Here is a 13,998-nt window from a genome sequence, read left to right as displayed (position 1 = left end):
CTCTGCGCGCTGATCGTCGTTGCTCGTTGCTCGTTGCTCGTACGAGTGATGTGAGCGAGGGCCGCTCTCCCCGGGCCCGGGGAGAGCGGCCCTCCGCGTCGGGCTCCCGAGCGTCAGACCCGCGCCGTGTGCTCGTCGAGGAGGGTCCGCAGCCTGTCCAGTTCCCCGGCCTCGCGGGCGCCCCGCTTGGGGAGGACGTCGAGACACATGATGTTGGGGTCCCGGCTGATCAGGACGAAGTGGCCGGCCGTCTCCCGGTAGCCCTGGAAGAAGACCCACTGCTGGAACAGGGTGCTGTGGTCGTTGGCGCAGGTGATACCGGCCGGTGAAACGGTGACGCGGTACTCGCCCTGCCAGCCGACGAGCCGCTGTACGTGGGCGGCCTGGATGCGCGGGTACCCCCACAACGCCAGGACGACGAACACGAACAGGACGGTCGACACCACGTCGGCTTTTCCGTGGCGCACGGTGCTGAACAGCCAGTGCCCCACCCACAGGGCGAGGAACACCCAGCGCAGCACCAGACCGGTCCGCTTGATCCGCTCGCGGACCCGCAGGCCGGCCAGGGTGTCCGCCTGCTCGGGCCGGTACGTCAACCGGACTTCGGTGTGCTCCTCGCCCGCGGTGCCGTCGACGCCTCTGGTGCTGCGGCCTTCGTCCATGACTTCTCCCCGTTCGTCGAAAACCCCGCGGAGCCTATCGAACGTCAGTGCCGGGGCGGACGGCCGCCGCGGTCAGGGATGTGGCGGCCGAGTGTGCCGCGCAGCCGGTCGACGGCGTCCTTGCCCACGGCGCGCTTCGGCAGGTAGTGCACGACGAGGAGGTACGGCGCGGGTGACAGCAGGACGAATCCGGCGGCGGTCTCCACGTACCCGCCGAGACTCCGCCAGCCCCTGCGGGTCTCCATGTCCGTGCACCCGAACCGTACGCCGTCGCCGGAATCGGCGACGGTCACGTTCCACTGCCCGAGCGGGGCGCCCGCCCTGGCGTGCCGCGCGGCCAGGGCACGCGTTCTGAGGGCGAGCCCCGGCACGCAGCCGAGGAGGGCGAATCCCGCCATGAGCGCGTCGCCGGACAGGAGCCACACAGCGAACACCAGGAGTACCGGCACGGCCAGTCCTCGCAGCCGGCCTCCTGGCCCACGCGCCCGCCCGCGGGCGCGGATCGCGTCGGCCCAGTCCGCCCGGCCCAGCTCGTACCGCAGCTCGACGACGGCGTCCTCGGCGGTGCTGCTCAGCCCCTCTGTCACGGCCTGCCTCTCCCTGAACTGCTCTGTGGTGGGCCGTGATCGTAACGGGAGGGACCTATGGCCCACCTACCCGGTCGTGACTTCCGGCCGGGCGCCGCGCGCCGGGAGGGCCGGCGGCGCCCGGACCGGTCGTGCGGGCCTGGGTCAGGCGGCTCTGGACAGGCCGGCGGGGTCGGCCTTGGCCGGTGCGACGCCGAAGATGTCCACGGCGTGGTAATACGTCCAGGCCGTGCTGTTGCAGGCGGTCAGCTGGGCGCCGGTGTAGGCGGCGCAGACGCGCTTGAGGTCCGCGTAGAACGCGGAGTCGATGCGCGACTTGTTCGCCGAGAACGTTCCCGCCGCCTTGTAGTTGCGGTAGCCGAAGTCGTGGCGGGCGCAGGCCTTCTGGAAGGGGAAGCCGAACGGGTTGTCGGGCGAGGTGCTGCAGTAGTCCGTCGTCCAGTTGAAGCCGTACGCGGCCCAGGCCCCCTGGTTGTTGCGGGCCGTGTTCCACGCGTTGTAGCTGGACGCGCTCGTCTGGGTCCAGGAGCTGAGGACCTGCGGCTTGTCCGCCGGGACGGCCGAAGCGGACGCGGCGGGAATCAGGGCGAGCGGGAGCGACAGGGTGACTGCGGCGAGCGGGACGGTGAAGCGGCGACGCATGAGCAACCTCCGTGGGGTGTAAGGGGGTTGTGCCGGCCGTGCTCCTCGCCGATCGCGCGAGGCCGCTCCAGAATGACGCCATGTACCTGCCATGACCAGGGCTTCGTCAGGTAGATGCCAACGGGCCGGGCGTGCGCTGCGCGTACCTGGGGCCCGGACGGACCGGGGCCCCAGGGTGTCCCGTGGCTAGGCGGCCTCGGACTCCAGGTGATACGTGGTGTCGACCCAGAAGCCGTTCGTGGCCCTGGCCTTGATCTCCAGTACGTACTGCCCGGGTATCAGCGGCGCCACGCCGCCCCAGATCCCCCATGCGTAGCGCTGCGTCAGACCCGTCCTGAACGGCGCGGTGAACTCCTGCAACGGCAACGAGATGCCGTTGAGCGATGCGGTGGCCTCCGCCACCGGCATGGACCGTGGCACCCTCGAATACGAGCGGGTGTGCTGCATGTTGAGCACCGGGAAGAAGACCGGCCGGTCCGAGGGGAGCGCGCAGCGCCGTACGACACGGCCACCGTAGGTGCCGGCCAGGAACCAGAGATCGTCCGGCTGGTTCCAGTCGGCGTGTTCACCCGTCGTGTCCTCGACCGGGCTGCGGCCCTCCGGGGCGGACAAGGCCCACTGCCACCACCGGCCCGCGAGCCTCCCGCCCTCCTCGCCGCTCAGCTTCCACCCGCTGTCGACCGACCCCGTACCGCTCATGACACCCCTCCCGCGCGAGGCCCCTGACGTGGGGCCCGTTTCGAACGAGCAGACAGTACCTGGGGGAAGGACCGGACGCCCGCCGGTTTCAACGGCCGGCCCGAACCGGACGGAACCCTAGGCGGCGGGCGTGGGTGACGCCTTGACCACGGGGTCCTTGGTGAGGGGGGCGTTCTCGCAGCCGAGGGCTTCGGTGGCGCGGCGGGTCATGAGGTAGAGGAAGGTGATCTGCTGGTCGATCGTCTTCTGCTGGACTTCGGTCCCCTTGAGCAGGGTGTTGGAGGCTTCGCCCTGGAGGAGGACCTTCTGTGACGCCTTCCTGTCAGTTCCTGGCAGCACGCACTCGACCCTGAGGTGGGAGCTGATGTCGTTGGCTTCTGCCGCGGCACCGTTCACGTCGTAGTGGCTGAGCGGACCCGGGAGCCGGTTCGTGTCGTCCGTCCCGGCGTCGCGTGGGACCCAGGCGAACTCGATGCGCAGCGTCTTGGAGCCGACGGTGTTCCGAGGGGCGAAGGAGCAGGTGGCCTGAGGCAGTGTCGGCTCGCCCAGGTCCTCTCCCAGGCGTTCGTGCATGCCCTCGACCAGATCCGGAGTGTCGGCGAAGATGGTGGACTTGATCTCCTCCGCCTGCAGTTGACCACGCACTGCCTTCCCCACGGCGGAGGAAGGGGACACGTCACAGAACTTCTTCTCCGGGGCAGCCGTGCTGTCCGCCGTGCACGCGGATGCGCCGAGCGAGAGAAGGGCTACCGCGGTGAGTGCCAGGCGGCCCCGGGTCCGGAACGGAGACCGGGCCTCAGAGGTGTGCCCCTGCGGCGTCCCTGCCAATGGCGTAACCAGCACTTGCATCGTCCTTCGCCTCTTTGAACGGCCCATCATTCGTGATCCCCCTTGTCGTGCCCCACTCGTCGATCAGACGGTTGGTCCCCTCCATGCCCTTGCCGTAGTTCTCGCTGGAATCCTGCTTGCCCTGTTGCTCGGCTTCCTCGACGACGTCCTTGGTCCAGTCGTACTTCAGCGAATCGATCAACGCCCCACCCGCGGTGCTGACCACGGGGATCTCGCCGATGAGGCCGTTGGCACCGATGGCGGAGTACTCGGCGGTGTCCTCGGCCCATTCGACCTTGTCGTCCTCCTTGTCCTGGTAGACATCGGCCCCGATCCCGTTGATGGCACCCATCGCCGTGCCGATCTGCTGGTTACGGTGGTTCCAGTCCGAACTGGCTCCGTGCCGGCTGTCGCCTTGGAACTCCGGCGCATCGGCCAGTACTTCGGCCGCGTAGGCGCGTTCCGCTTCGTACAGCAGCGAATAGGACGGCGCGTCGTCCGAGATGCCTCGCATGACACGGATGAGGCTTCCCTGGCCCACGGCGATGTGCGCCTTGTCGCCGGACCCGTGGACGGAGTCGTTGCCGGAGATGCCGCCGTAGTCCGACTCCTGGCCGCCCAGGATGATGTGCGTGTCCGCCACGTAGTCCGCCATCGCCTTGGCCATCGGCTGGCGCAGGTTCTCCAGGTCCTCGGGGAATTCGTCCCCGCCCATCTCGTCGTCCAGGTAACGGATGGCGTTGTGCATGACGCGCGCCTGGCCCTCGGTGTGCGGGCCCGCCTCGCCCAGCTTCTCGCCCGGCTCGTGCCCGGTGGCGGCGGCCTGGATGGCCGCTCCCAGCCCCGTGGCCTTTCCCTGGTCCTCGATGTCCATGACCGCGCCGGGGCCCGAGAAGTACTCGTCGGGCCATTCCTTGCGGTCCGTCAGCAGGTACTTCAGGTGGTCGTTCTTGTTTCCCTCGGCCTCGGGGTCGAGGAAGTACGTCGCCGCTTCCGGGTCCTTGCTCATGATGCCCAGGAGCCCGTCCAGCGGGTCGTTCTCCAGGGTGGGGCGGCTGGAGTCGACGTGGTGCAGCCAGACGTTCGGGTTGGCCTTCTCGGCGGCGATGACGTCGTTCGCGACGTCGTTGAGGAACTGCTTCCCGTAACCGTTGCCGTGCTGCATGAGGGTGACCGCGGTCTGGTAGCCGTTCACCGGCCGCAGGTTGTCGCCCATGTTGTCCGTGCCGACGTCCTTGAGCCCTTCGACGAAGGGCTTGTACGCGTAGCTCGCCGGGTCCTTGGTGCCCGAGGCCACCGTGTTCGCCAGGCCGGTACTGATGGAGTCGTAGAGCTTCTGGTCCGCTTTCGAGGCGCCTCGCTCGTTGGCCGCCAGCTCCATCTTGTCGGCGAGTTCCAGGGTGCCTTTCGCGCCGAGGCCGTGCACATAGGCCTCGCCGAAGTGCTTGTCCCCGGAGTTCGCGTTCATGATGTCCCGGTACTGCTTGAGCTCCTTCTCGGAAGCGTCGCCGGAACGCACCTTCTCCGTGAGGTTGAGCGCCTCGACGGCTTCGACGTCGTCGACCGGCTTCGCGTTGAAGCCGAAGGGGCCCGGCTTGTCGGCCCCCGACGCCTGGAGCAGAGCCACCTTGATGTCGTGGTCGTACTCCGTCACGGCCTGCACGGCGTCGGCGATCTTCTGCGTGTAGGAGCGCTCCACGTCCGGGAGATCCGGGTCGTGCTGGATGCTGTACTTCGTCTTCGCGTCGACCTTGCTGAAGTCGTAGCTCGCGACGCCCTGGCCCGAGACCTTCATCCCGGCCTTCTCGGCCTCGGCCACGGCGGAGGTGACCCGGCCTATCAGCTCGGTGAGCTGGCCATGGGCGTCGCGCAGGAGCGACTCCATGGCTTTGGCCTCCTTCTGCGCGGCGTCGTACTCGTTGCGCGTCACCGAGAAGTTCGTGGAGGAGATGGAGGCGCTCTCGCCCGTCCAGAGCTGGCCCTTGGAGATGCTCTGTACGTCGTCCTCGTACAGGTCTTCCAGCGTCTTGAACTTGCTCGCCATCGTCTTCCAGCCGTCCGCGGCCGTGGTGAGCGTGGACAGTTTGATCTGCGTGATCTCTTCGTACGTCGGCATCGGTTCCCCCTAGATACCCGACACCTTGGACTTCACCGGGGCGAAACCGGCCTCGGTGTCCAAGTCGTTGTTGGTGAACAGGATCGCCGTGTTGCGCAGGGCCGCCTTCTCGTGGCTCAGGCGGCTCATCAGCCGCTTGACCTGCTCGTCCCACTGCTCGTGGGCCTTCTTGAGCCCGGTGGCGGTCTCCCAGCCCTTGAACTCGGCGACGGCGCCGCTGACGGATTCGTCCGCGGCGTTCGCGGCGGTCCTGGTGCCCGGCTCGATGTTGTTCTCGATGCTGTTCGCCGCCTTCTTCTTCTTGGCGGGCGTGGTCGCCAGGTCCGGGGAACTGCTGCTGCCCAGCAAAGGCGGCTGCGGGGTAGCCCCCTGGTCGGCGGGGAGCTGGTTCAACCGCGTCTGCGACGAGTGGCGCTCGGTCACCACGTCCTTCTGCTGAGCCCACTCTTCCTCGAACGACACGGGTCCCCCTTGCTGATGCCACTCACTGCCGGACTGTTCAGGCGTGATCACTCTAGCGAGTGACCTGAGCCCTCGGCCCAAGTGGCATTGCACATGTAACCGACCCCACTCGCGCTGTATCAGCCGGTCGCCGCCGTGACGGGCCCCCTGGGGTGCGGTCGTCTTCCGTGCCGCGAATTCGCAGAAGCGTCACGGAGTGTGGGTTTCGTGAAGAGGGCCGGCGGCCGGCGAAGGGCCGGCGTCGACCGCCGGGGTGCGGCGGCGCATCGAGAGGAGCAGGGTCAGGGCCGTGCCGACGACCGCCCAGGCGGAGAGCACCAGCAAGGGGCCGGTGACCGCGTTGCCGTGGAAGTACGCGATCGAGCGGGCCACCCAGGTTCCCGCGCCCGGCGGCAGGGCGGGCCCGATCGCCCGCCAGAAGTCCGGCAGCATCGGCAGCGGGAAGGCGCCGCCCGCGCTCGGGTTCCCCGCGATCACGATGAGCAGGACGGCCAGACCGATGCCGACGATGCCGGTGAGTGCCTCCAGGGCGAGTGTGATCATGCCGACGGCGAAGACGACCAGGGCGCCCAGCCCGGCGAGGGCCCACACGCTGCCCGGCAGCGCGCCGAGGATCGGGCCGATGATGACCGCCCCGCCGATCCCGCCCGCGATCGAGTACAGCGCCATGACCGCGGTGCGGATCAGCGCGCGCTGCCGGTTGGCGGGCTTGGTGCCCGCGCTGATCGCCAGGATCGAGGCACAGAGGTAGCCGCCGACGCACCAGCCCACGACCAGGTAGAACGAGGAGAGCCCGTCGAAGTCGTCGGGGGAGGCGGGTGCCACGTCCACGGTGCGCACCGAGCGCTTCCGGGGCGCCTCCGCCTCGGTGATGATCGCCTCCAGGGAGGTGGCCAGTACGGTGCCGCCGCCGGAGGCGACGAGCAGGGTGTCGGCCGTTCCCCCGGGGCTGACGACCAGGGCCCCGTCGATGTCGCGGTTCTGGATCTGCCGGCGGGCCTCGGCCTCGCCGGACACCGCACGTGGATCGAGGGGGCCGCCCGGCAGCCCGTCCAACTGGGTGACGAGCTGCCCGGACACCTGCTGCGGGGCGACCACGCCGAAGGGCACGTCCGTCGGGTCCGGCCTGTGCAGCGCGCCGACGTAGGAGGCGATGAACAGCAGCTGTAGTCCCAGTACGCCGATGACCAGCAGTGCGGCCCGTGCGGTGACGGCGTTCTTCACCTCGTCAGCGAAAGTCATGCCCCCACGGTCCGGGGAGGGCGCTGCACGCGCAGGCGGAGGCGGGCCGAATGGCGGAGAAGTGGCCGCACGCTCGGTTATCGTACGAACGTTCGAAACTTGGTCTATGGTGGAGAGCGAGGGGTGGTGAGTACGGATCGGTCCAGGAGGTGCGGATGCCCGGGTTCACGCATCTGCGTACCGTTTCCGGGTTCTCCCTGCGCTACGGGGCCTCACACCCGGAGCGGCTGGTCGAGCGCGCCGTCGAGCGGGACATGGACGCCCTCGCGCTGACCGACCGCGACAGCCTCGCGGGCACGGTCCGCTTCGCCCGGGCCTGTGAGAAGGCCGGCGTCCGGCCGCTCTTCGGGGCGGAGCTCGCGGTGGCGCGGCAGACGGGCGGCGAAGGGCGTACGCGCCGGCCGCGCACCCCGGCCCGCGGAGGTGCCTTCGTCGACGAATCCGCACCCCGGGTCACCTTTCTCGCCCGGGACGGCGCGGACGGCTGGGCCGAACTGTGCCGGCTGGTCACCGCCGCCCACGCCGCCGGCCCCGGAGCCCCGGACGCCGGGCAGCCGGTGGTCGGCCGGGAGGCGCTGCCCGCCGAAGGGCTCACCGTGCTGCTCGGCCCCGCCTCCGAGGTGGGTGAGGCGCTGGCCGCCGGCCGGCCCGACCGGGCCGCCGCCCTGCTCGCGCCCTGGAGGGAGATCTACGGCGACGCCCTGCGCCTCGAAGCCGTCCATCACGGCCGCGAGGGCACCGGCCCCGGATCGCTGCGGCTCGCCGCCCGCACCGTCGGCTTCGCCGCCGAACAGGGGGTGCGGGCCGTGCTGACCAACGCCGTCCGGTACGCCGACCCCGGGCAGGGCCCGGTCGCCGACGTACTCGACTCGGCCCGCAGGCTCGTGCCCGTCGACCCGCGCCGTTCCCCTCTCGACAGCGGGGAGCGCTGGCTCAAGGACGCCCGCGCGATGCGGGAGGCCGCCGAGCGGATCACCTCCGCCGCGGGGCTCGGGCGCGGAGCCGGGGAGCGGCTGCTCGCGGAGACCCGGTCCACCGCCGACGCCTGCCGCGTCGATCCCGCGGGCGACCTGGGCCTGGGCGGGGTCCATTTCCCCGAGCCGCGTCTCGTCGGGGCCGGCCGGCGTACCGCCCAGCGGGTGCTGGCCTCCCGCGCCGCCGCGGGCATGATACGGCGGGGGTACGAACACAGGCGCGACTACTGGGAGCGGATGCACCACGAGCTGGACATCATCGCCCACCACGGCTTCGCCACCTACTTCCTGACGGTCTCCCAGGTCGTCGACGACGTGAAGGAGATGGGCGTACGGGTCGCGGCGCGCGGCTCGGGCGCCGGCTCCCTGGTCAACCACCTGCTCGGGATCGCCCACGCCGACCCGGTCGAGCACGGGCTGCTCATGGAGCGGTTCCTGTCCAAGCGGCGCTTCGTACTGCCCGACATCGACATCGACGTCGAGTCGGCGCGGCGGCTGGACGTCTACCGCGCGATCATCGGACGCTTCGGCGCCGAACGGGTCGCGACCGTCTCCATGCCCGAGACCTACCGGGTGCGCCACGCCATCCGCGACGTCGGCGCCGCCCTCTCCATGGACCCCGCCGAGATCGACCGGCTCGCCAAGGCCTTCCCGCACATCCGGGCCAGGGACGCCCGCGCCGCGATGGAGGAACTGCCCGAACTGCGCGCCGTGGCCGGGCGGAAGGAGAAGTACGGGCGGCTCTGGGATCTGGTGGAGTCGCTGGACGCCCTGCCGCGCGGAATCGCCATGCACCCGTGCGGGGTGCTCCTCTCGGACGACTCGCTGCTGCGGCGTACGCCGGTCATGCCCACCAGTGGTGAGGGCTTCCCGATGGCGCAGTTCGACAAGGACGACGTGGAACACCTCGGGCTGCTCAAGCTCGACGTGCTCGGCGTGCGGATGCAGTCGGCGATGGCGCACGCGGTGACCGAGGTGAAGCGGGCGTCCGGCGAGGTCGTCGACCTGGACGCCGTACCGCCGGGCGACCCGGAGACGTACCGGCTGATCAGGAGCGCCGAGACGCTGGGCTGCTTCCAGATCGAGTCGCCGGGCCAGCGCGACCTGGTCGGCCGGCTCCAGCCCTCCACCTTCCATGACCTGGTGGTCGACATCTCGCTGTTCCGGCCGGGTCCGGTCGCTGCCGACATGGTGCGGCCGTTCATCGAGGCCAGACACGGCCGCGCGCCCGTGCGCTACCCGCATCCCGACCTGGAGGGGGCGCTGCGCGACACCTACGGGGTGGTCGTCTTCCACGAGCAGATCATCGAGATGGTGAACATCATGACCGGCTGCGGACGCGGCGAGGCCGACCGTGTGCGGCGCGGGCTCTCCGACCCCGAGTCGCAGGCCCGGATCAGGGTCTGGTTCGCACAGCGGGCGGCGGAGCGGAAGTACGGCGCCGAGGTGATCACCCGTGCCTGGGAGATCATCGAGGCGTTCGGGAGCTACGGCTTCTGCAAGGCGCACGCCGTCGCCTTCGCCGTGCCGACGTACCAGTCGGCCTGGCTCAAGGCGCACCACCCGGCGGCCTTCTACGCCGGGCTGCTCACCCATGACCCCGGGATGTACCCGAAGCGGCTGCTGCTCGCGGACGCCCGGCGGCGCGGGGTGCCGGTGCTGCCGCTGGACGTGAACCGGTCGGCGGCCGCCCATCGGATCGAACTGGTGTCTGGCGAGAACGGTGACAAATGGGGATTGCGGCTGGCCCTCTCGGACGTCCACGGCATCAGTGAGGCCGAGGTCGCCAGGATCGAGGCCGGACAGCCCTACAGCTCCCTGCTGGACTTCTGGCAGCGGGCGAGGCCCGGGAAACCGGCCGCCGAACGGCTGGCCCAGGTCGGCGCGCTGGACGCCTTCGGCGGCAACCGCAGGGATCTGCTGCTGCACCTGTCCGAACTCCACCGCGCCCAGCGGGGTTCCGGCTCCGGTGCGGCGGGCGCCCAGCTCCCGCTCGGCGGCGGGCACCGCACCGGCACCGTCGGGCTGCCCGACCTCAACGACGCCGAACGCCTCAGCGCCGAGCTGGGCGTCCTCAGCATGGATGTGTCGCGCCATCTGATGGGCGACCACCACGCCTTCCTGGAGGAGCTCGGCGCGGTCTCCGCCAAGCGGCTGCGGGAGGCCAGGCACGGGGAGACCGTGCTGGTCGCGGGTGCCAAGGCGGCCACCCAGACGCCGCCGATACGTTCCGGGCGCCGGGTCATCTTCACCACCTTGGACGACGGAACGGGCCTGGTGGACCTGGCGTTCTTCGACGACAGCCATGCCGCCTGCGCACACACCGTCTTCCACTCCTGGCTGCTGCTGGTGCGCGGGGTGGTCCAGCGGCGCGGCCCCCGCAGCATGAGCGTGGTGGGATCGGCGGCCTGGAATCTGGCGGAGCTGGCCGAACTCCGGCGCACCGGCGGGCTGGACGCCGTCGCGGCGCGGCTCGCGGAGGAGCCCGTACCCGATGAGGGGAAGAACTCCGAGGAGGACGGTGCCTCCGACGGCGGCCGTCGCATCCAGCTGCCCACCGGCTTCGAGATGAACCCCTGGTCCGATCTCCAGCCCGCCGGCGAAGGGGCGCCCACCGGAAGGAAACTGTGGCACCAGAGCCCCGGGAGCGCGGGATGAACGACCAGCCGGCCGTCCTGTGCCTGCGGTTCCGCCGGATCGGCGGCGGACTGCCGGACAGTGCGGAGTACGAGGGACTGCTCGCCCTGCTCGGGGCGTTCACGCCGGTCGTCGAGGCGGCCCCGCCCGGAGCCGCGCTCGCCGATGTCGGCGGCGCTCTGCGCTACTTCGGGCAGGACGTGGCGGGCCTCGCCTCCGTGATCCGGGTGCGCGCCCTCGCCCTGCACGGCGTGGACTGCGCGATCGGGGCGGCCTCCAACCCCATGCTGGCCAGAATGGCCGCGCGGCAGGCGACGGCCGGAACCACCTTCGTGGTGGCCCCCGGTGAGCACGCCGGCTTCCTCGCGTCCAAGCCCGCCGCCGCGCTGGACGGTGTCGGGGCGGCGACAGCGCGCACCCTGTGCGGATACGGGCTCGACTCCATCGGCCGGATCGCCGCCGCCCCGCTCGCCACCCTGCAGCGCATCACCGGGGTGCGGACCGGCCGCGAGCTGTGGGAGCGTGCCAACGGCATCGACCGCGCGCGGGTCGTACCGAACGCTGCGGCCCGTTCGATCGCCGCCGAGCGTTCCTTCCCCCGGGACGAGCTGGACCCGGAGCAGCACCGCCGCGCGCTCCTCTCGCTCACCGAGGAACTGGGCGCCAGGCTGCGCGCCGACGGGCAGGTGTGCCGCGCGATCGCGGTCTCCGTGCGGTACGCCGACCGGACCGGTTACGCGACGCTGACCCGTAGCCGTACGCTCCCGGAGCCCACCGCGCACTCGGCGGCGCTCACCTCGCTCGCGTACCGGATCCAGGACTCGTTCGCGCTCCAGCGGGCGCGGGTGCGGGGGATCGGGCTGCGGGCCGAGGGGCTCCACGACGCGGAACGGGCCGCGCATCAGCTCACCTTCGACCCCGTGGACGAACGGGCGCGGCAGATCGAGGCGGTCTCCGACAAGCTGCGGGCCAAGTTCGGCCCTCAGGCGGTGAAGCCGGGGCGGCTCGCCGCCTGACCCCGGGGTGCCGGAATCTTTTTACTGACGCGTAACTTCCCGAGCGACCTTACTCATGCGTAATTTGGCATGAGCACGTAGAAAACGCAGTTCGCTGTGGTCCGGGCCGCAGGGCGCACCGACACCGCCACTCCCTTGAGCCGCAAGGAGACCACCCGATGCTGCCCTGGACCCGTGCCCCGCGCCCTCCACGCGCGCGCCGGACGCTCGCCGCCCTGATCCTCACCCTCACCGCGCTCCTCGCCGCCCCCACCGCGACCGCGACCGCAGCCGAATCCGCGGCCCCGTCCCGAGGCTGGAACGACTACTCCTGCAAGCCATCCGCAGCCCACCCTCGCCCCGTCGTGCTCGTCCACGGAACCTTCGGGAACTCCGTCGACAACTGGCTGGTCCTGGCGCCCTACCTCGTCAACCGGGGCTACTGCGTCTTCTCGCTCGACTACGGGCAGCTCCCGGGCGTGCCGTTCTTCCACGGCCTGGGTCCCATCGACAAGTCGGCCGGACAGCTCGACGTCTTCGTCGACAAGGTGCTCGGTGCCACCGGCGCCCCCGAGGCCGACCTCGTCGGCCACTCCCAGGGCGGCATGATGCCCCACCACTACCTGAAGTTCCTCGGCGGCGCCGACAAGGTGAACGCCCTCATCGGGATCGCCCCCGACAACCACGGCACCACGCTCCTCGGTCTCACCGCGCTGCTCCCGTACTTCCCCGGGGCCGAGGACCTGCTCACGGCCAACACCCCGGGCCTCGCCGACCAGATCGCCGGCTCGGCCTTCCTCACGAAGCTCAACGCGGGCGGGGACACCGTGCCCGGGGTCCGCTACACCGTCATCGCGACCCGGTACGACGAGGTCGTGACCCCGTACCGCACGCAGTACCTGGACGGGCCGAACGTACGCAACGTCCTGCTCCAGGACCTGTGCCCGGTCGACCTGTCCGAGCACGTCGCCATCGGGACCATCGACCGGATCGCCTTCCACGAGGTGGCGAACGCCCTCGACCCGGCGCGCGCCACCCCGACGAACTGCGCCTCGGCCGTCGGCTGAGGAAACCCGCCTGGCCCCCGGGAGTTCCCGGGGGTCAGGCGGACGCGGGCTCAGGCGCGGTGCGCGCCGCCCGAGGCCCGGCGCCGGACCGAGACGAACAGGGCACTCGCACCGAGGGCCAGCGCGGCGGCTCCGCCCATCGCGAGGTAGGAGGTGCTGCTGCTGCCACCCGTCTCGGCGAGCACGTCGCCGGCGGGGGCCCCGGACGCGGGGGACGCGGCGACGTTGTTCGGCTCGGGGGCGTTCGCCCCGGTCTCGCCTGCCGGGGCCGCCGCCTCGGTGACCTCCGCGTTGGTCGAGGCGTCGTCGTCGCCGTGGCCGTTGTGCTCGACGGAGGACTTGTCGGCGCCCTCGTCGATCTCCTCGTCGGACGGGGCCGAGGCGACCGGCGCCGGGGCCTCCTCGGTGGTGCCGCCCCCGGCGCTCCCACCGCCGAAGACCACGTCGGAGCAGGCGTAGAAGGCCTCGGGGGAGTCCGACCGCTGCCAGACCGTGTAGATCAACTGCCGCCCCGAGGCCTGCGGCACGGTGCCGTCGAAGACGTACGACCCGTTCTCCAGTGTCGGGTCGGTGGCCGTGGCGAACGGCTTCTCCTCCAGGTCCGACCACTTCAGGGGCTGCGTGGGGTCGTAGCTCGCCTTGGTCAGGTACAGCTCGAACGAGCCCTTGTGCGGCGCGGTGGCCCGGAACCGGAAGGTGTGGCTGCCTGCCTCCATGGGCGTGGACGGCCAGTCGGCACGCGGCAGGTCGAGCCCCTTGAACTTGTCGTTGCCGGCGCTGCACAGCTTGCCGTCCGGGATCAGCGAGCGGTGGTTGCCCGCCGCGTTGGCGATGTTCACCCCGTTCCAGTCGTACAGCGCCTGGGTCCCGCCCGCCGCCACCGCCGCCTTGCACGCCGCCGACTGCGGGTTCTCCGGGCCCTCCGCGAAACAGGCCGAGACCCGGCTGACCGGATCGCTCAGCGAACCGTGGGCGGCGGCCGGGGCGGCGGCGAGCCCGGTCAGCGCGAGCGGCACGACACCGAGGGCGAGGATGCTTCCGGCGAGCCTGCGGCGAGCGGTGGTGATGACGGCCATGGTGGTGGTTC

The 13,998-nt window shown here is 70.9% G+C and carries 12 protein-coding genes; 3 read left to right on the top strand and 9 right to left on the bottom strand.

The window, feature by feature from the left end; genetic code table 11:
• Window positions 1-113: 113 nt before the first annotated feature.
• The 8 genes from ABZY45_RS16100 to ABZY45_RS16065 all read right to left on the bottom strand — a co-directional run bounded on the left by ABZY45_RS16100 (window position 114) and on the right by ABZY45_RS16065 (window position 7,238).
• Window positions 114-662: a YcxB family protein gene (locus tag ABZY45_RS16100; RefSeq protein WP_356740310.1), complete on the bottom strand. Its 549-nt coding sequence runs from the start codon at window positions 660-662 to the stop codon at window positions 114-116.
• 44 nt (window positions 663-706) lie between these two features.
• Window positions 707-1,249: a hypothetical protein gene (locus tag ABZY45_RS16095; RefSeq protein ID WP_356740308.1), complete on the bottom strand. Its 543-nt coding sequence runs from the start codon at window positions 1,247-1,249 to the stop codon at window positions 707-709.
• 144 nt (window positions 1,250-1,393) lie between these two features.
• Window positions 1,394-1,891, bottom strand: a complete 498-nt coding sequence (locus ABZY45_RS16090; RefSeq protein WP_356740306.1) for a phospholipase — start codon at window positions 1,889-1,891, stop codon at window positions 1,394-1,396.
• Window positions 1,892-2,077: 186 nt separating this feature from the next.
• Window positions 2,078-2,590, bottom strand: a complete 513-nt coding sequence (locus ABZY45_RS16085) for a hypothetical protein (RefSeq protein WP_356740304.1) — start codon at window positions 2,588-2,590, stop codon at window positions 2,078-2,080.
• Between the two features lie 117 nt (window positions 2,591-2,707).
• The gene (locus ABZY45_RS16080; protein WP_356740302.1) at window positions 2,708-3,265 is read right to left on the bottom strand and encodes a hypothetical protein; all 558 of its coding nucleotides are present in this window, start codon (window positions 3,263-3,265) and stop codon (window positions 2,708-2,710) included.
• Between the two features lie 121 nt (window positions 3,266-3,386).
• Complete coding sequence (locus ABZY45_RS16075) at window positions 3,387-5,534, bottom strand: hypothetical protein (protein ID WP_356740300.1); 2,148 nt, start codon at window positions 5,532-5,534, stop codon at window positions 3,387-3,389.
• Window positions 5,535-5,543: 9 nt separating this feature from the next.
• Window positions 5,544-5,996, bottom strand: a complete 453-nt coding sequence (locus tag ABZY45_RS16070) for a hypothetical protein (RefSeq protein ID WP_356740298.1) — start codon at window positions 5,994-5,996, stop codon at window positions 5,544-5,546.
• A gap of 189 nt (window positions 5,997-6,185) precedes the next feature.
• Window positions 6,186-7,238: a DUF3533 domain-containing protein gene (locus ABZY45_RS16065; protein WP_356740296.1), complete on the bottom strand. Its 1,053-nt coding sequence runs from the start codon at window positions 7,236-7,238 to the stop codon at window positions 6,186-6,188.
• A gap of 155 nt (window positions 7,239-7,393) precedes the next feature.
• On the opposite strand from ABZY45_RS16065, the gene ABZY45_RS16060 reads away from it, so the two are divergent.
• From ABZY45_RS16060 to ABZY45_RS16050, 3 genes are all read left to right on the top strand, one after another.
• Complete coding sequence (locus ABZY45_RS16060) at window positions 7,394-10,870, top strand: DNA polymerase III subunit alpha (protein ID WP_356740294.1); 3,477 nt, start codon at window positions 7,394-7,396, stop codon at window positions 10,868-10,870.
• Complete coding sequence (locus ABZY45_RS16055) at window positions 10,867-11,865, top strand: hypothetical protein (RefSeq protein ID WP_356740292.1); 999 nt, start codon at window positions 10,867-10,869, stop codon at window positions 11,863-11,865. Before ABZY45_RS16060 ends, ABZY45_RS16055 begins: the two co-directional genes overlap by 4 nt.
• Before the next feature lie 158 nt (window positions 11,866-12,023).
• Window positions 12,024-12,911 (top strand): alpha/beta fold hydrolase, encoded by an 888-nt coding sequence (locus ABZY45_RS16050; RefSeq protein WP_356740290.1) that lies wholly within the window; start codon window positions 12,024-12,026, stop codon window positions 12,909-12,911.
• A 50-nt stretch (window positions 12,912-12,961) separates the two neighbouring features.
• Here the strand turns inward: ABZY45_RS16050 and ABZY45_RS16045 are convergent, their stop codons facing one another.
• Window positions 12,962-13,987 (bottom strand): lytic polysaccharide monooxygenase, encoded by a 1,026-nt coding sequence (locus tag ABZY45_RS16045; RefSeq protein WP_356740288.1) that lies wholly within the window; start codon window positions 13,985-13,987, stop codon window positions 12,962-12,964.
• Window positions 13,988-13,998 lie beyond the last annotated feature (11 nt).

This window comes from Streptomyces sp. NPDC006516 (genome assembly GCF_040611875.1).
Taxonomy (GTDB): domain Bacteria; phylum Actinomycetota; class Actinomycetes; order Streptomycetales; family Streptomycetaceae; genus Streptomyces.
Note: the sequence above shows the minus strand (reverse complement) of the source record. Positions and strands in the feature narration are given on the sequence as shown.